This is a genomic window from Siphonobacter sp. (assembly GCF_048595215.1).
GTDB lineage: Bacteria > Bacteroidota > Bacteroidia > Cytophagales > Spirosomataceae > Siphonobacter.
On record NZ_JBMDWJ010000328.1, the window covers coordinates 1 to 16,545 of the forward strand.

The following is a 16,545-nucleotide window of genomic DNA, read 5'->3' on the forward strand; positions in this document are numbered from 1 at the left end:
TTAGGCAGCACTTTTCTGTTCTTGTTTTTAGTACTGGGATGGCTGGCGAATCTGTTCAACCAACATACCTGGGAGTATACCTTTGGAGCCGATCATTTTCCGGACGCGATTACGATTCAAAATGGCTTTGATCCGGTTGTAGCCATCGTTAGCATTACGGGTGAACTGAAGCAACCCGTGAAATTGTACTGTAATGTTAATTATGGCAGGGACGATTCTACTTCGATCGGTGGTTTAATTAATGGCGTACTATTACCCAAGGGAACGGTTAAGTATACCTCCGGCAGAATAGATTACTACGGTCGGGAATTGACTATCCTCTGCGTTCCGGTGGATTCCAACGCTCATTATGGACGGCGTTTAAAACTTAAAGTGGAAATCTACTGAACCCCGACATACAGGTGCCTCGCTTCACCAATCTGGCACTGAGTTTTTGCGACCTACTGCTGTGTGTAACCCCTTATCACCAGCGTATGAAAACCAGTTCATTACAACGGATTGGCACTGCCATTGCCGTCGTCGGCAGTATTGTCGGCACCTATTTTTATACCCGCTCCCGTACGCAACGCCGCAGTATCTTCAGTAAACAGCGAAAGGAAATTGACGAAAACCTATTAACGCCTTCCAACGAAACGTTTGGCATCATGTGGCCGACCATTTATACGGGAACTACCGCTCTGGCCATTCACCAGGCCCTACCCGATCAGCTCGACAATCCCCGCTATCAGAAAGTCGTCCCCTGGTTGCTGAGTAGTTATGCCTTAAACAACGTTTTCACTTATTCCTTTTCCCGGGAAGATAAAGCCAGTCGGCGGGCCTCAGCTCTGACGACCATTGCTTTACTACCCAATGCTCTAATGCTGCATAAGGCCCTGGAAATTGGACAGACGGAAGTGCCGCAACCGGAACGCACTTTTCAGAAATCCATTAGTCTGTACGCAGGCTGGCTGACGGTGGCTTCAGTAATTAGTGCCGGAAATCTGCTGTTGCAGTCGGGCATCAAAAGTCCGGAACCGTTGAAAGGCAAAGTGACCTGCGGAGCGTTGTCCGCTACAGCTACGCTGGGTATCGGTATGGCGAAGAAGCTGAATGATCCGTACTACCTGCTTCCCTTCATTGCCGCTTTCGCGGGCATCGCCAGCAAGCAATACGGCGAACGTGACGACGTAGCCCTCTGTGCGGGAACGCTGGCTTTAACGGTAGCCGGAGCTTTCGTAACGCAACTTCAGGAAGTGAAACCATCGCAGGAATTAGCGGATACAAGCCCTGCCGAGTAAAGCCTTGTACCTGCATACGCCCCCTGTTTTTACGTAAAACGGGGGGCGTATCTTTTTAAAAAGCTTTTATTTTTCCGGAAACGAATGCAGCTTGATAGCTTTAAACGTATCGTCAAAGCTTTGACTCCTCTGCCCAAACGAAGCCACTGTAGCAAAGTGCCTACGAAAGAATTCACTAGGTTTTTCTGAATGAGCTAGCACTACACTATCTATCAGATACACTAGCGAAAGGAATACTCTCTTTGCTTACCACCGGTAATCTGAAAAGTAAATCTTGCATTTCCATTGGTAAAGGCAATGATGTACGTTCCCGTATTTAGGTCATCTACTATTAATTGATATACGTAGGGAGGTGATGAAATTTGGGCCAGCGTCTCGCTTCGTAAAGCGGGAGCCCGATCATACGTCTGTTCAGTAAAGAGAGAATACCCCGAAATGGACTGGTTAGACGTATACGTAATTTTGGCACTACCCGTCGGTTGTGCTTCATCTTTTTTACAACCGATGAACGTTCCTAGCAGAAAAATAAAAAAAAGTGCTTTAGCTTTCATGGTATGAGGTTTAAAGATTATTAAAAGTATATCGATTGTATGCACTACAAATCGTTACAGATAACATTTTTTAGAAGCCATAGGCAAACGATCTGAGTTATATCCTACTGACAAGTAAGCGAAGTATTCACAAAATAACTAATCTATAAAACGCTTCATTTTTATTACTCACGTTCCCTTTTTATTTGTAGAAATTTAAACGATTCCGGAACGAGTAGCCCTATACAAAAACATCCCGAAGGTTTGTCGCCTCCGGGATGTACTATCTAATAACCAGAAACAAACCACGAACTTAAACCAGCCGTTTCTCCAGCTCCGTCAGATGATCGTCGTTGAAATCCAGGTGCGTCACCATCCGTACTTTGTCTTTGCCAAATGGAGCACAGCGGATTCCTTTTTCATTCAGTTTTTGAACGTAATCGGTGGCCAGTAAGCCTTCCGCCAATTGGAAAATCACGATGTTGGTATACACCGGCAAGACGTCAATCACTTCCGGAACTCGGCGTACGATGCTTTCGATGGTCTTGGCCCGCTGGTGATCTTCTTTCAAGCGATCCACGTGGTGATCCAGAGCATAAATCCCGGCAGCGGCCAGATACCCCGCCTGCCGCCAGCCACCACCGAAGCGTTTGCGTACGCGGCGGGCTTTTTTGATGAAATCTTTCGTACCCAGCAGCAGCGAACCTACGGGTGCTCCCAGCCCTTTCGACAGACAAATCGAAATCGAATCAAATACCTGTCCGTACTGGTCCGGACGTTCGCCGGTTTCTACGAGGGCATTGAACAAGCGGGCTCCATCCAGGTGCAGACTTAATCCGTGGGCTTCGCAAACGGCTTTAATCTGCTGAATTTCGGCTAAGTCATAGTAGCATCCTCCCCCTTTGTTCACCGTATTTTCGAGCGATACCAGTCGCGAAATCGGGGCGTGGATGTCATCGGCTTTGATGCTGTCGCGTACCTGTTCTGCATTAATGCGACCGTAATCGCCCGTCAGTAAGGTGGCCGATACCAGTGAATTGCTCATCATGCCGCCGCCTTCGTAGAGGTAAATGTGTGACAACGCATCACAGATCACCTCGTCGCCCGGCGTGGTGTGTACTTTGATGGCAATCTGGTTGGTCATCGTACCCGAGGGGCAGTACAGGGCCGATTCATAACCAAACAATGCCGCCGCTTTGGCTTCGAGAGCGTTGACGGTCGGATCGTCCTGAAAGACATCATCGCCTACTTCGGCCGCGAACATGGCCTCCAGCATAGCTTTCGTCGGGCGGGTTACCGTATCAGAACGTAAGTCAATGATCATGGTTTTCAAGGGAATTACTCAAATACAACGGTCTTATTATTTTTCACAAATACCCGGTCTTCCAGCACCAGCTTCAGGGCTTTGGCCAGGGCAATCTTTTCGACATCGCGACCCGCCGCCGCCAGCTCCTGCCAGGTTTTCGTGTGGTTCACCGGAATAACTTCCTGCGTAATGATGGGCCCTTCGTCGAGGTGTTCGTTTACAAAGTGGGCCGTTGCACCAATGATTTTCACCCCACGTTCGAAGGCCTGCCGGTACGGATTGGCTCCCACGAAAGCGGGTAAAAAGGAGTGATGAATATTGATGATCCGGTTTGAATACCGTTGCTGAAACTCCGCCGAAAGAATCCGCATGTACTTGGCCAGTACCAGATAATCGGCGTCGTAGGATTCCACCGCCGCCAGTATCGCCGCTTCGTGGGCTTCCCGCTCCAGCCCCTCGTGCGAAACCAGATGGAAGGGCAGATTGAATTTCTCCACCAGTGGTCGCAGTACGTCGTGATTGGCTACGACAGCCAGAATGTTAAGATTGAGGTCACGGTACGCATTTCGGATCAGCAGATCACTCAGACAGTGGTGTTCTTTGGTGGCCAATACAACGACGTTTTTCGGCCGCTGGGTCGTCAGCGAAATCGTGACGGCATCGGGCAAAATTCCGCGTAAGGCATTCAGTATTTTCTCCTCCTGACACTCTCCCGAGAATTCCGTACGCATGTAAAAATGCCCGTGGGTACGGTCCACAAATTCATCATTACGAATCAAATTCAGCTCGTGGTGATACAATACACCGGAAACTTTATGAACGAGTCCTTTCTCGTCAGGACAATCAATACGAAGAATATACAAGGACAGTAACTGTTAGGGGGTGAATAACGTTTTACAAAAAACGTCATTCTCGGCGGGCCTTCCAAGCCAGCGGCGGCTTAGTTACGGGGAATCACCGTTAGCGGTGACTGTCGCAGTACGCCCGCAATTCATTCTTTTCGGAGAGAAAGGAAAACTGCTCGTAAATGAGGTCAAAATTGTACCGGTCGGCTACAGCCTCCCAACCCAGCTTGGCAATCTCCATTTTCTCTTTGGTAAACGCAAATTTCTGCATGATCTCCACCAACTGAGTCGTTTTGAAGCGTTGTCGGGGCAAGGTCTGCCGAATAAAATCCATTCTCTTGAGCAATGACGTACGCTCCAGAGCCTTAAGGTATTCGTCCATCTCTCCCGCACTCATGACGTCATGGTTCGAACCGTACGAATCGCGGGGCGGGATATTCTGTTCATCTCCCGGAAAAGGCTGTGTATCATCCCGTTGGTCGTCCCACGAAGGAATCGCTTGATCCCTTCCCGGTAATTCGTCGAACAGATTACCTCTTACCCGTTGTGTCCCCCGAATGCGAAAGCCATACTGGGGGTGTAACATCGCCATCGTACGCGTTTCGGGTGACAGGAGCACCCATTGCCGGGTCAACAGCATCCGGCCCCGGTAGACCAGTACCTGAGCCCGTCCCGGATTCAAGTCAAAGAAGCGGAAACGCCCCGTGGCATTGGTCATGGACTGGTCGTTGACAACCACCGTCAGGGAGGTACCCACGGCGGTTTCGAGGAAAAATTCTACGTCAGCCAACGCTTTGATCGATGGACTTAGAAGTAGCGTAAGAAGGAGTACAAAAGGTTTCATGGCTATAACGTCTTCAAGAACTCAAACGAACGAAAACTTGTGTATTTGCCCAAATCCCTAACGTTAAAATAGCCTAAAAATCAAGTTCCTTCAGCTCCGGATTTTTCATCAGTTCTTGTACCAGTTGTTCGTGGTTTTTGAGCGATCCGTGCACGGTCCAGTGACTAAGCAAGCTGTTTTGATGGATGGTCTGCTTCTTTCGGCTGGCCCTGAGATTAAATTGACTGAACAGCATCGGCAATTTCGCGTAAGCTCGGGAAGAATCTTCGTACACGAGTCGGTAATGCCGCGTATGAAAATGGACGGAGATCCAGCGTTCTACGTACTGAAACATAAACAGTACGGCCAGTAGCAGAAAAGCCCCTACGAAGGCGAGTACTGCATCGCCCTGCCCGATTGCCATACCCAGTGAAGACGTCGCCCAGATGGCGGCTGCCGTGGTTAAGCCCGCTACGCGATCCTGTTCTTTGAAGATGACCCCCGCTCCCAAAAAGCCAATCCCGGTTACGATGTTGGAAGCCACGCGATCCATGGAATTAGGATGACCCAAACGATGCGATAAGATTGTAAAAATCGTTGATCCCAGACAAATGAGCGTAAACGTACGTACCCCGGCGGGCTTGCCCTGATACTCCCGTTCCAGCCCAATAATCACGCCGATCACGAGTGAAAGAATCATCTGAATAATGGGATGATCAGCCAACGATTCCATGACTTTACTACGGTTGATTGAACATATGCACTACGTACGAAAAACCCCGTTCCTACAGATGAGCGTAAGAACGGGGCTTAAAAATAGATTATTTAAGGAGTTAAACTAGTGAATGCATACGAACCAATTCACTAAAAACTTCTTCTTTTAGTTTACATCAAACCACAACTTCGTCGTCAGTAAATCAGCTCCCTGATTGGCGACGGCTGCTTTGTAGTTGGCGTTGTTGAGAGCCTGTTCGCCCGTGGGATACGTGAGGCGTACGGGCATCCGGCCGTTCAGTACTCCGGCATACGCGGGCTTCAACTGCGGATAATCCAGTCGCCGCCACTCGGCAAAGGATTCCTGACTTTCGCCGAATAAGGCCAGCCATTTCTGTTCGCCAATCGATTTTTTGTAGTTGGCTGCGTCATAGGCTACCGAAGGCTGAGCCAGGTATTTACTGATCTCGTCGGCAGTCACCCGGTACTGTTGCAGGGAAGCGGTGACGGCCTGTTTGTAGAGCGTAGCGGCATCATCCGACGTCAAGCCCCGCTGAGCCGCTTCGGCCAGGTTGAACAGTACTTCGGCGTAGTTCACGAACACCGCCGGAGCCGAAGCCGCCGTGAAGTAATCGCCCAGTTTCGATGTTTTCGTAAAGCCCAGACGAGCTGCTGAATCCGCGGGTAAGCCATTGGTTACGCCAATGTAGCCCTGCGGGGTGTAGTCGGCGGTTTTATTGACGTATACGCTCAATCGGGGATCATTCAATTGGACGAGCTTATCTACGATGGTTTTGCTCACGCGATAATCATCACGGGTTTCGCGATCCCGGTTGACGGGGTTCTGGTTGGGCGACGTGAGGTACGTAAACTGAGCCGTTTCATCATTGCTGGCGATCAGGTCCGTTTTGCTTAAGCTGGAAATAACCGTTTTCGCCGTAGCAGCATCGCGATCCGCAATTCGCAGAGCAATGCGTAACCGAAGCGACTGAGCGAATTTCCGCCAGAGTTTCATGTTGCCTTTGTAGACTACATCGCCCGAAATAGGACTGGCTCCACTGTCGTCAATCAGCGTAACAGCTTTCTGCAAATCATTCAGCAAACCTGCATACACGTCTTTCTGAGCGTCGTATTTTGGCGTTAGATACTGGTCGATATTCAAAGCTTGTGAGTAAGGAATGTCTCCGTACAAATCCGTCAGTACCTGAAAAGACCAGGAACGCATGATCAGTCCTACAGCCTGATAATTTGGATTTTTAGCCTGTTCGCCGAGCCGAATTACTTCTGCGTAATCGTTCAGCCCCTGCGTATAGGTGTTCGTCCAAATGTTCTGCACGTTGGTCGGACTCGTCGTGTATTTATCGACGTCGGTATACTGAATTTTCGCCCAGTACTGCACAAATAGTACGGTCGTTTCCATCGACGCATCCGAACCCATCACCAGATCGGCACTGGATTTCAGAGCGTTCGTTAATACGTAGTCAGGTTGGCCCTGCGTAGCTTCGTTGGGGTTCTTGTTAATGTCTTCCAGCTCACTCTGGCAGGCCGAAAGCCCCAAAGCCAGCGTCAGCGGAAGCAATAATTGGGAAATACGTTTCATAAGAGTATGAGTTGAGTGGTCAGTTTGCTGTTTTCAGTTTACAGTTTTCAATTTTTAGTTTTCAGTAGCTTCTTGAATCACTATTCATAAAACGTCCAGTACGCTGGGTTATGAACAATTCGGAGGCCATAGGTTGAGAGACCTTTCACTGAAAACTGAAAACAGCAAATCGACAACTATTTGATTAGAAGCTGATGTTTAAATTCACGCCGTAACTCCGGGTGGTGGGTAGTTGCAGGGATTCGAGGCCCTGGCCGTTACCCGTATTGAAGGCCGTTTCGGGATCGATGTTCGGAGCCTTTTTCTGGAGGAAGGCCAGGTTCCGGCCAATGAGCGAAATGTTCACGCCCTGTAACGACAACCGCTTCACCAGATTTTGGGGCAGTGCATAGCTCAGACGAACTTCCCGCAGTTTGATAAACGACGCATCGAATACGCTGGCTTCATTTACCCCGGCACTATTGCTGTAAATGTTTTTGTAGTACCGTTCGGCGGGGACGATGGTTTTATTCGCCTGACCATCGGCCGTTACGCCGTTGAAAATGATTCCGTCGGAATAGATCCGCTCGCCATTGGGAGCTTTCGCGTCGGGTCCAGCGACCTGTACGGGCGTGGATGACGTGTTATTTCCGGCGTAGTAGTACGACAGTCCGCCGTTTTCCGCGTCGCGGCCCGGCAGCGTCGATTCCAGTACCCCCGTGTAGCGTCCGGTGGCATTAGTCGCCGAGTAAATCTGTCCCCCTTGTTTGGTATCGATCAGGACGCTCAGGTTCCAGCCTTTGTAGCTGAAGGCGTTGGTAATCCCGCCAATCCACTTCGGCGTGTAATAGCCCAGCGTTTGCAGGTTCGCATTTTTCAGCGGGAAGCCATTTGCTCCTACCACTACATTACCACTGGCATCGCGTTGGAAAGCCGATCCGTACAAGGCTCCGTACCGTTGACCTACTCCCGCCAGTACCTGCGTGGTACCATTGTTGCCGAGAATATACTGATTCAGTAAACCCTGATCGTCCAGTGAAACAACCTTGCTGATGTTTCGCGAGAAGTTCACGATCACGTTCCATTTGAAACCACCCGAAGTCTGAACCGGCGTACCACTCAACTGAGCCTCAAAACCGTGGTTGTTGATGTGTCCGGCGTTAAGCAGTTTCTGCTTGTACCCCGTTGTCGGACTCACGTCGGCCCGCAGAATCTGGTTGTAACTGTCGGAATTGTAATAGCTGAAATCCGCCCGAACGCGACTCTTGAACAAAGCCAGCTCCAAGCCAATTTCACTCGACTGAGTAATTTCCGGCTTCAGGTTCCGATTCAGCAATACATCCGAAACCGTCAGCAAAGGATTACTACCAAAGGGCTGGTTGAACGGATACGTATTCGTCAACTGGTACGGGTCCGTATCGTTTCCTACTTCAGCCCAGCCACCGCGGATTTTAGCAAACGAGAGCCAATTAGTCCGGATGTTGAAGGCGTCAGTCAGCACTACACTGGCGTTCACCGAAGGATAGAAGTACGAATTACTACCGGGAGGCAGGGTCGAGGACCAGTCGTTACGGGCCGTCAGGTTCAGGAACGCATAATTCCGGAAACCCAATTGAGCCGACGCGTAAGCACTGTACACCCGCCGACGTCTGAATACATTGCTCGATACTAGTGGATCGCGGGAGTTATTGAGCGTATACAGTCCGGCAACGGCCAGACGCGGAGCCTGCTGATAGTTTTGTTCGTAGAAGTTGCTGCGAATGTTTCCACCGACGAGCCCTTCCAGATCGAAATCATCGCTGAGTTTGCGGTTGAAATTCAGGGCAAAATCCGTATTGTTTTCGTTGACTACGTAGGCATCTTCTGCGTACGAACCGAAGGGCGTACCATTCGTTCCGTACGAAATTTTCGACTTGCGTCGGTCGGTATAAAAGTCATTACCCGTGCGGACCATCGCCGACAGCCAGTCGTTGATTTTGTAGTTCAGATTCACATTCCCGAAGAACCGATCCCGCCGCTGAGCGTTCGTGTTTTCGTACAGCAGCAGATAAGGGTTGCTGTAGTAACTGTGGTTCCAGTTGAAATCATTCTCGCCATTGGCCCGGTAATCCCGCAGTAAACCGGTATCGACCTGACGGCCAAACCACAGGAATTGCAGCATCACACTCGACCCACGGCCACCCAGAGCCGAGAGGTTATCCGACTCCGAACGAATGAAGTTGGCACTCGTATTGATCGTCAGTCGGTCGTTGAGGTGGTACGTACCATTTACCGAAAAGTTGTTTTTCGTAATATCCGTATTCGGAACTACGCCCGTCTGACGGGTATTGTTGAACGAGAAACGGTAATCAAATTTTGCATCCGAACCCGCAATCGAAACGCCGATATTATTCGTATGACCCGTTTTGAAGAAATTCTTCACGTTGTCGGGGTGTGGTACGAAAGGTACGGCCTCGCCCTTAGAGAAGAATTGCGGTAACAGCCGACCATCCATTTTCGGGCCCCAGCTTTCGTCGGTACCATCGTTCAGACCACCGCCTTTTCCGTCTTTATACGAGAACAGTCCGCCTGTCCCTTGTCCATATACGTTTTGGTAATCAGGCAGTACCAGCAGGTTTTCGAAAGTATGAGCCGCATTGAGCGTTACGCCCAATCCCTTGTTTCCTTTGCCACCCTTCGTTTTGATCAGGATGACGCCGTTGGCCGCCCGCGAACCGTACAGAGCCGCCGCGTTGGGGCCTTTCAGTACGCTAATGGTTTCGATGTTATCGGGGTTAATATCAGCAATGGCGTTGGGATAATCCCGGTTGGTGCCCGTGCTGCCAAACTGCGAGTTATCGACGGGAATCCCATCGACGACAAACAACGGCTGGTTATTACCCGCAATGGAGGTTTCTCCACGAATGACGATCCGGGAAGATCCCATATTTCCCTGGCTATTCGTAATATTTACCCCGGCAATCTTACCGGATAAGGCATTGACCAGGTTCGTTTCGCGAGCCTGCGAGATTTCCGTACTTTTCAATTCCTGTACGGAATAACCCAGCGATTTTTTCTCTTTGGCAATCCCCAAGGCCGTTACTACGACTTCCTGTAACGCCGATTCTTCATTATTGAGATTAACATTCAATACGCCATTTTCGGGTACTGCCAATTCTTCGGCTTTATAGCCAATAAATGAAAACCGAAGCGTTTCACCGGGCTGAGCCGTGACAGTATAGGTACCTTCCGCATTCGTTACGGTTCCTCGAGTGGTGCCTTTGATCTGCACCGTAACGCCCGCCAGCGGTTGCTGATCGGCCGTGGAACGAACCACACCCGTCACCTGCTGAGCCAGAGCGGCCTGCACCTGTACCCATAGCAGTACCGGCAACAGAACTTTTAAAAGTAGTTGCATAAAGTTGATATAATTAAAATAAAGGAGTTAGGGAAATGCTACCCCGCCGGACTTTTAGAAGACCCGCCAAACGCCTGAACTAGCGATGGCCTAAGCTGCTAGGAACCGTGACAAAGACCAGATGAAAAGAGGGGGTGTAGATGTATTTTCATGACCAAAGCAATAAACTACCATTTCTATAGACAAAGTAAAAAGACTAAAATCAAGAAAACAAGCCTTTCTTAAAAAATTACAAATCAATTATGACACAAATCAACATTCGAACTATTACCATATTGATAATCAGGGGCCGATTATTTATCTCTTGGAGCTGAGTACTATTTTTTAACTCATTTAGCAGATCAGGCTGTATATTAGCTTTATGATTTTAGGACTAGGACTTGTCTGGACGATCCGAACAAATACCTAACCGATTGGTTAACTAGCCGAACCCCTCTTTCATTCAATCAAACTGATCTGACATGCGAAAATTATTCTCTATCTCGTATACCCTCTCTTCCATTAACCGGGCCACGCTCGTTTTACGGGTATTCACCGGTTTACTGATGCTGCCGCACGGGTATCAAAAGCTGAGCAACTACGCTGAAAAGAAGAACGAATTCATGAGTCTGTTCGGCCTCGGTAGCCCTACTACCATGGCCCTGGCTATTTTCGCCGAATTTTTCTGCTCTATCCTATTAGTTTTGGGCTTGTTTACCCGGGTTGCTACTATTCCACTGATCATTACGATGCTCATAGCGGTCTTTATGGCCCACGGCGGGGAGATTTTCGGAGAAGCCGAATTGGCTACGCATTATCTGGTCGCTTACGTAACCATTCTGATTCTGGGCCCCGGTGACTATAGCCTGGATAAGGTGCTGAATAAAAAGATTTAAGTTGATAGCTAACGGAATTTTCAGTTTCGACGAGAATTCCGTTATAGCCAGCCGCTTTCCGCTCCTCTGTCCCTGACTTCATCCGTCAGGGATTTTTTTCTGTCCCTCCCTGGCTTTCGTCGGGCATTTCCGCGATTCGTCGGCCCCGATTCGGCATTCATCCGCATTGATTTTCAAATATCCGTTTGGAAACTGACTTTTGTATCCGACTTGGTACAAACCAAGCCCCTTTTGTACCCTAACCTGTATGGCCAATAGTTTGACTTCCCGGCAACGGTGGCAGTTATCCCTAACGCTCGCGTTCATCTATTCGATGACCGTGCTGTATGCCATCGTACCCGATCCAATCCGTAGCTGGGAAGGACTGCTGCGATTGTCAAATTTTGCCATCCCGCTGTGCCTGATCTCCTTTGGACTTTTTGTGATCTGGCTGCGGGTGGCGGACGGGATTCAGCAGAAAATCTTTCAGTATTTCGGTGAAAACTACCTGCTGGAATTCCGATTCCCTGCTCAGTTAGTTGCCCTACTGGCTTCACTTGTACTGGCCGTCGTCTTCAACTGGACCCTGCACAAATGTATTGGTCTTTATATGGATTTTCGGTTTTGGCTATTTCCTCCGCAGCATATGCAGCCCCCTAAACGGTCGCAGGAAGTGTGGGGCTATGTGAGCCGGGCCAATAATGGCTTTTCCATTATGATTATGCTCGCGGCTTTCTACCTGATGGCGGCCATTCGGGCCACGCAACGCGTGCAGGAAATTCAGATTCGCTCGGAACGACTCGAAAAAGAGAATGTACAGGCTCAGTTTGCGGCTTTAAAGAACCAGGTCAATCCGCATTTTCTGTTCAATAGTCTGAGCATTCTTTCCTCAGTTGTACACGTAGATGCGAATCTTTCCGAAAAATTCATCGCTCAGCTTTCCAAATCATATCGGTATATTCTCGAACAGAAAGACAATGACCTGGTATCGCTGAAAACGGAAATTGAGTTTATCCAGTCGTACGCCTTTCTGCTAGGCATTCGGTTTCGGGAAAAATTCGAGGTACAGATTGACGTACCCGAAACCTCGCAACAGCGGTATAAAATTGCTCCGCTCACGCTGCAATTACTGGTCGAAAACGCCGTGAAGCATACCCGAATGTCGAGTAAGGAGCCGCTGACGGTACATATTTATACGGAAGACGAAACTCTAATCGTCGAGAACGGGCTAAAACCCCGCTTGCAACCCGAAGTATCTACGGGGGTAGGTTTGAAAAATATTACGGCCCGGTACAGCCTGCTCACCGAACGTCCGGTGTGGTACGGTCCGGAACAAGACGCCTTTGTTGTTAAAATTCCTTTGCTGGTATGAACGTAGTCATCATTGAAGACGAATACCTGACGGCCGAACGGCTGGAAAATCTACTGCGTAAATACGACGCTTCGATTCAGGTACTGACGAAACTGCCTTCCGTATCCGAGGCCGTCGAATGGTTTCAGGAACACCCCGCTCCCGATCTGGCTTTCATGGATATTCACCTGGAAGACGGGCTGGCCTTTGCCATTTTCGATCAGATTTCGCTGACGGTTCCGGTGATTTTCACCACGGCTTACGACGAATACACGATTCGGGCGTTCAAGGTAAACAGCGTCGACTATTTGCTAAAACCGATTGATTACGAAGAATTAACGGCGGCTCTGGATAAATTCAAGTCCTTGCGTCAGCCCCTGCCGGATCTGAAGAATATTCTTCATCTGATTCAAAAACCGCAGGAAACGGAGTACAAAAGTCGCTTCATGATTTCCATCGGTACGAAAATCCGGAGTGTTGAAACGGCTGATATCGCGTACTTTTTTTCGGAGGATAAAAGCACTTTTCTGGTTACGCAGGATGGTCAGAAATTACCCGTGGAATACAGTCTGGACAAGCTGAATCAGGTAACGGATCCGAAACGCTTTTTCCGGGTGAATCGGCAGTTTCTGGTGGCCTTCCCGGCTATTGAAACGATTCATACGTACTCCGCTGGAAAACTGAAAGTAGACCTGGACCCAGAACCAAGAGCCGAAGTATTCGTGAGCGGTGATCGGATTACGGACTTTAAGGTGTGGCTGGGGAGGTGAGTTGCGTTGGTTTTCAGTTTGCCGTTTTCAGTTTTCCCAGTATCGCATAAGGAGCTATGCACGTTGAACCCCTTCGGGGTTGGAGTATTCGGTTGAAGAGGGGCTACTGGTACAAGTTTCCAAACGTGTCCCACCATCTGGCAGTTTCTAACTACCACTTTCATTTCGAGTTTATTTATAGAAATCCAGTAAAGTAGGCAGGACGCGTTGTCCGTAGCATCCCCTACGGACGTAAAAGTTGGTAGGCTATGCCTACCGGGTGGGCCAAGTGCCCCTGAAGGCCTGTAAAACCTTTCGCTCATTCCAATTCTTTCTAATTACCTATAAATGAGCAGATATACTTCGAATCTTCATCATCCTAGTAAAGCATTTCTGCCCCACAAACACGGTTTCAGCTCCTGAACGAACCAAAGTACTTTTCGTCCAAAAACGAACAAGGTCCGGCAAAACTACCGGACCTTGTTCATTTGGAGTCAATCTACTGTTTACTGCCAGCCCCCGCCTAAAGCCCGGTACAGGTTTACGACTGACTGCAACTGCTGCAAGCGGTCGGATACACTATTTAGCTCGGCGGAAAGTAAGCTTTGCTGGGCTACGAGTACTTCCGTATAGTTCGCTGAACTGTACTTCAATAATTCTTTCGTGTAATCAACAGAACGGTTCAGAGCATTGAGCTGACGTCCGCGAATCATGGCTCGTTCCGTCGCCGTCTGGTACGCAAACAAGGCATTCGAAACTTCCTGTCCCGCCGTCAGCAGCGTCTGCTGAAAGTTCAGTAGAGCCTGCTCCTGATCGGCTTTGGCAATCCGTAGACGGGCCACGTTAGCACCCCGAGCGAAGATCGGCTGAGCGATACCCGCCGCAATGTTCCCGAACATGGAAGCCGTCGAAAACAGATTTCCCAACGAAAGAGCGGAAAGACCGCCATTACCCGTCAGGGTAAGTGTTGGATAAAAATACGTTCGGGCCGCGTTAGTCAATTCAAAAGTACTCCGGTACGATAGCTCTGCTTCCTGCACATCCGGACGGTTGCTGAGTAACTGAGCCGGTACGCCCACCTGTAAGCTTTCCATGGTCTGCTGCTCCTGCAATGTGGTACGCTTGATTGCACCGGGTGCACGGCCCAGCAATACGCTCAGAGCGTTTTCCGTTTCCCGAACGGTTTGCTTCAGCGAGGGAATGGTTACTTCGGCTGCATACTGACTCGCTTCGCTTTGTACAACGGCGGCTCCGGTTACTACGGCAGCTTCCTTCAAGGCCTGCATGGTCTCTACGTTCTGCTGCCAGATCTCCACGTTTTTCTGCGTAATGGCGAGCTGAGCATCCAGAGCCAACAGGGAGTAGTAATTATTGGCAATATCAGAAATGAGCTGGGTTTGAATAGCTCGACGCGTGGCTTCGCTCCGCAGCACCTGAGCCAAATTAGACTTTCGGGTACTCCGCAGACGGCCCCAGATATCGGCTTCCCAACTAGCATTCACGTACAACTGAAATTGTTGTCTGGCAAAACCCGTTGCGGCACTGGGTACTTGAGGTACTTTAGCCGTTACCCCCGTACCATTACCCGTAACGTTCGGGAAAAAGGCCATCCGGCTCTGATACAGGTTGGCTTCAGCCACTTCGATTCGCGTCAGGGCGGCTTTCAAATCCAGATTATTGTTCAGCCCTTCCTGAATCAATGCCTGCAGAGTCGTATCGGAAAACATGTTCCGCCAGGGCATATCCGCCAGTGTTGCCGTATCCGTCTCGGCCTGATCCCGGTATAAGCCCTCCGTCTTTCCCTTCGGACCTTCGTAGGGTTTTGTTATTCGACAGGCGGCAAGCACTTGCAGCAGTACCAGCACTGCGAACGCCTGCCACAAAAGTTTTCGATTCATAAATTTACTGGTCAATGGTAAGGGTACGGAAGGGTTCATCCAACACTCCTCCTTCCATACCATTTGTATTAGTTTCCGGCCATGAGGTCGGCGTGTGATTTTTCCTCCGTTTTTAGTTGATCCGGCGTTCCACTGATGCGTTCCTGCAAAGACTGGAAGATGATAAACAGAACCGGAATTACGAAGACACCAAACAGGGTACCAATCAACATCCCGCCGACGGCTCCCGTACCAATGGAACGGTTTCCTAAAGCTCCGGCCCCGGTAGAAACCGCCAGGGGTACCAGACCCAGAATAAAGGCAAAGGACGTCATCAAAATCGGGCGTAAACGTGCCTGGGCACCATCTACGGCGGCCTGCACGATACTCATGCCGTGTCGTCGTCGTTCGACGGCGTACTCCACAATCAAAATCGCATTCTTCGCCAACAGACCAATCAACATAATGAGCGTGATCTGGAGGTAGATGTTATTATTGATGTCGAAGAGGTTGGCGAAAATGAATGTTCCGGCCAGACCAATCGGCAGCGAAAGCAGTACCGCTAGCGGTAGAATGTAACTTTCGTACTGAGCACTCAGCAGGAAGTACACGAAGACCAGACACAGGATAAAGATGTAAATGGTCTGTCCACCGCTGGTTAATTCCTCCCGGGTCATCCCCGAAAATTCGTAACCGTATCCCTGTGGCAACGTAGTCGCGGCTACTTCCTGAATGGCTTTGATCGCATCCCCGGAACTGTAACCCGGCTTCGGCGTACCCGTAATGGATACCGACGTAAAGAGGTTAAACCGAGTAATTGTTTCCGGTCCATACACCCGCTCCATCGTCACGAATTCAGAAATGGGAGCCATCGTACCGCTCGTGTTACGGATGTATACGGAGTTCAGGTTCTGGGGACTGGCCCGATAGGCAGGATCAGCCTGAATCATCACCCGATATTGCTTACCAAACTGGTTAAAGTTGGAAGCGTACACCCCACCAAAATACCCTTGCAAGGCACTCAGTACGGCGTTGACCGTTAATCCGGCTTCTTTTGTACGGGCCACATTTACGTTGACCTGATACTGCGGGAACGTCGGGTTAAAGGTAGTCGTGGCGAATTGAATTTCCGGACGTTTCAACAAAGCGGCCATGAAATCTTTTTCGACCTGGAACAGCTTCTCAATGGTTCCACCCGCCCGGTCCTGCAACTGTAACTCAAAACCGTTACTAGTACCAAAAC

General features: G+C 49.6%; 14 protein-coding genes. 5 read left to right on the forward strand and 9 right to left on the reverse strand.

Going from position 1 to position 16,545, the window contains the following annotated elements:
- Both ACOJTG_RS20415 and ACOJTG_RS20420 read left to right on the forward strand, forming a co-directional pair.
- A partial coding sequence (locus ACOJTG_RS20415) for a hypothetical protein (protein WP_420155508.1) occupies positions 1-387 on the forward strand: 387 nt, incomplete at its 5' end.
- 86 nt (positions 388-473) lie between these two features.
- Positions 474-1,277, forward strand: coding sequence for a tryptophan-rich sensory protein (locus ACOJTG_RS20420; protein ID WP_420155509.1), 804 nt, complete (start codon positions 474-476; stop codon positions 1,275-1,277).
- Between the two features lie 221 nt (positions 1,278-1,498).
- Here the strand turns inward: ACOJTG_RS20420 and ACOJTG_RS20425 are convergent, their stop codons facing one another.
- The 7 genes from ACOJTG_RS20425 to ACOJTG_RS20455 all read right to left on the reverse strand — a co-directional run bounded on the left by ACOJTG_RS20425 (position 1,499) and on the right by ACOJTG_RS20455 (position 10,471).
- Positions 1,499-1,828 (reverse strand): hypothetical protein, encoded by a 330-nt coding sequence (locus ACOJTG_RS20425; protein WP_420155510.1) that lies wholly within the window; start codon positions 1,826-1,828, stop codon positions 1,499-1,501.
- A gap of 292 nt (positions 1,829-2,120) precedes the next feature.
- Positions 2,121-3,131, reverse strand: coding sequence for a threonine aldolase family protein (locus tag ACOJTG_RS20430; protein ID WP_420155511.1), 1,011 nt, complete (start codon positions 3,129-3,131; stop codon positions 2,121-2,123).
- Between the two features lie 14 nt (positions 3,132-3,145).
- Positions 3,146-3,976: a formyltetrahydrofolate deformylase gene (gene purU, locus ACOJTG_RS20435; protein ID WP_420155512.1), complete on the reverse strand. Its 831-nt coding sequence runs from the start codon at positions 3,974-3,976 to the stop codon at positions 3,146-3,148.
- Positions 3,977-4,073: 97 nt separating this feature from the next.
- Positions 4,074-4,802, reverse strand: a complete 729-nt coding sequence (locus ACOJTG_RS20440; RefSeq protein WP_420155513.1) for a DUF4476 domain-containing protein — start codon at positions 4,800-4,802, stop codon at positions 4,074-4,076.
- Between the two features lie 73 nt (positions 4,803-4,875).
- Entirely contained in the window at positions 4,876-5,514 is a 639-nt protein-coding gene (locus ACOJTG_RS20445) for an MgtC/SapB family protein (protein WP_420155514.1), read from the reverse strand.
- 147 nt (positions 5,515-5,661) lie between these two features.
- Entirely contained in the window at positions 5,662-7,095 is a 1,434-nt protein-coding gene (locus tag ACOJTG_RS20450; protein ID WP_420155515.1) for a SusD/RagB family nutrient-binding outer membrane lipoprotein, read from the reverse strand.
- 184 nt (positions 7,096-7,279) lie between these two features.
- Positions 7,280-10,471 (reverse strand): SusC/RagA family TonB-linked outer membrane protein, encoded by a 3,192-nt coding sequence (locus tag ACOJTG_RS20455; RefSeq protein ID WP_420155516.1) that lies wholly within the window; start codon positions 10,469-10,471, stop codon positions 7,280-7,282.
- Positions 10,472-10,932: 461 nt separating this feature from the next.
- Between ACOJTG_RS20455 and ACOJTG_RS20460 the strand changes: the two genes are divergently transcribed.
- From ACOJTG_RS20460 to ACOJTG_RS20470, 3 genes are all read left to right on the forward strand, one after another.
- Positions 10,933-11,346: a DoxX family protein gene (locus ACOJTG_RS20460; protein ID WP_420155517.1), complete on the forward strand. Its 414-nt coding sequence runs from the start codon at positions 10,933-10,935 to the stop codon at positions 11,344-11,346.
- Positions 11,347-11,593: 247 nt separating this feature from the next.
- Positions 11,594-12,697, forward strand: a complete 1,104-nt coding sequence (locus ACOJTG_RS20465) for a sensor histidine kinase (protein WP_420155518.1) — start codon at positions 11,594-11,596, stop codon at positions 12,695-12,697.
- A complete protein-coding gene (locus tag ACOJTG_RS20470) occupies positions 12,694-13,446 on the forward strand; it encodes a LytR/AlgR family response regulator transcription factor (RefSeq protein WP_420155519.1) in 753 nt (250 codons plus the stop codon). The genes ACOJTG_RS20465 and ACOJTG_RS20470 overlap by 4 nt, the downstream gene beginning before the upstream one ends.
- A 485-nt stretch (positions 13,447-13,931) precedes the next feature.
- Here ACOJTG_RS20470 and ACOJTG_RS20475 read toward each other — a convergent pair whose 3' ends face one another.
- Together ACOJTG_RS20475 and ACOJTG_RS20480 are read right to left on the reverse strand one after the other, a co-directional pair.
- Positions 13,932-15,323 (reverse strand): efflux transporter outer membrane subunit, encoded by a 1,392-nt coding sequence (locus tag ACOJTG_RS20475; RefSeq protein ID WP_420155520.1) that lies wholly within the window; start codon positions 15,321-15,323, stop codon positions 13,932-13,934.
- 68 nt (positions 15,324-15,391) lie between these two features.
- The coding region (locus ACOJTG_RS20480) for an efflux RND transporter permease subunit (RefSeq protein WP_420155521.1) at positions 15,392-16,545 on the reverse strand (1,154 nt) is incomplete at its 5' end.

Excerpts from the sequence above, each read along its gene's own strand:
- ACOJTG_RS20420 (WP_420155509.1), top strand. The coding sequence starts at position 474 with ATGAAAACCAGTTCATTACAACGGATTGGCACTGCCATTGCCGTCGTC.
- ACOJTG_RS20425 (WP_420155510.1), bottom strand. The coding sequence starts at position 1,828 with ATGAAAGCTAAAGCACTTTTTTTTATTTTTCTGCTAGGAACGTTCATC.
- ACOJTG_RS20430 (WP_420155511.1), bottom strand. The coding sequence starts at position 3,131 with ATGATCATTGACTTACGTTCTGATACGGTAACCCGCCCGACGAAAGCT.
- ACOJTG_RS20440 (WP_420155513.1), bottom strand. The coding sequence starts at position 4,802 with ATGAAACCTTTTGTACTCCTTCTTACGCTACTTCTAAGTCCATCGATC.
- ACOJTG_RS20445 (WP_420155514.1), bottom strand. The coding sequence starts at position 5,514 with ATGGAATCGTTGGCTGATCATCCCATTATTCAGATGATTCTTTCACTC.
- ACOJTG_RS20450 (WP_420155515.1), bottom strand. The coding sequence starts at position 7,095 with ATGAAACGTATTTCCCAATTATTGCTTCCGCTGACGCTGGCTTTGGGG.
- ACOJTG_RS20455 (WP_420155516.1), bottom strand. The coding sequence starts at position 10,471 with ATGCAACTACTTTTAAAAGTTCTGTTGCCGGTACTGCTATGGGTACAG.
- ACOJTG_RS20460 (WP_420155517.1), top strand. The coding sequence starts at position 10,933 with ATGCGAAAATTATTCTCTATCTCGTATACCCTCTCTTCCATTAACCGG.
- ACOJTG_RS20465 (WP_420155518.1), top strand. The coding sequence starts at position 11,594 with ATGGCCAATAGTTTGACTTCCCGGCAACGGTGGCAGTTATCCCTAACG.
- ACOJTG_RS20470 (WP_420155519.1), top strand. The coding sequence starts at position 12,694 with ATGAACGTAGTCATCATTGAAGACGAATACCTGACGGCCGAACGGCTG.
- ACOJTG_RS20475 (WP_420155520.1), bottom strand. The coding sequence starts at position 15,323 with ATGAATCGAAAACTTTTGTGGCAGGCGTTCGCAGTGCTGGTACTGCTG.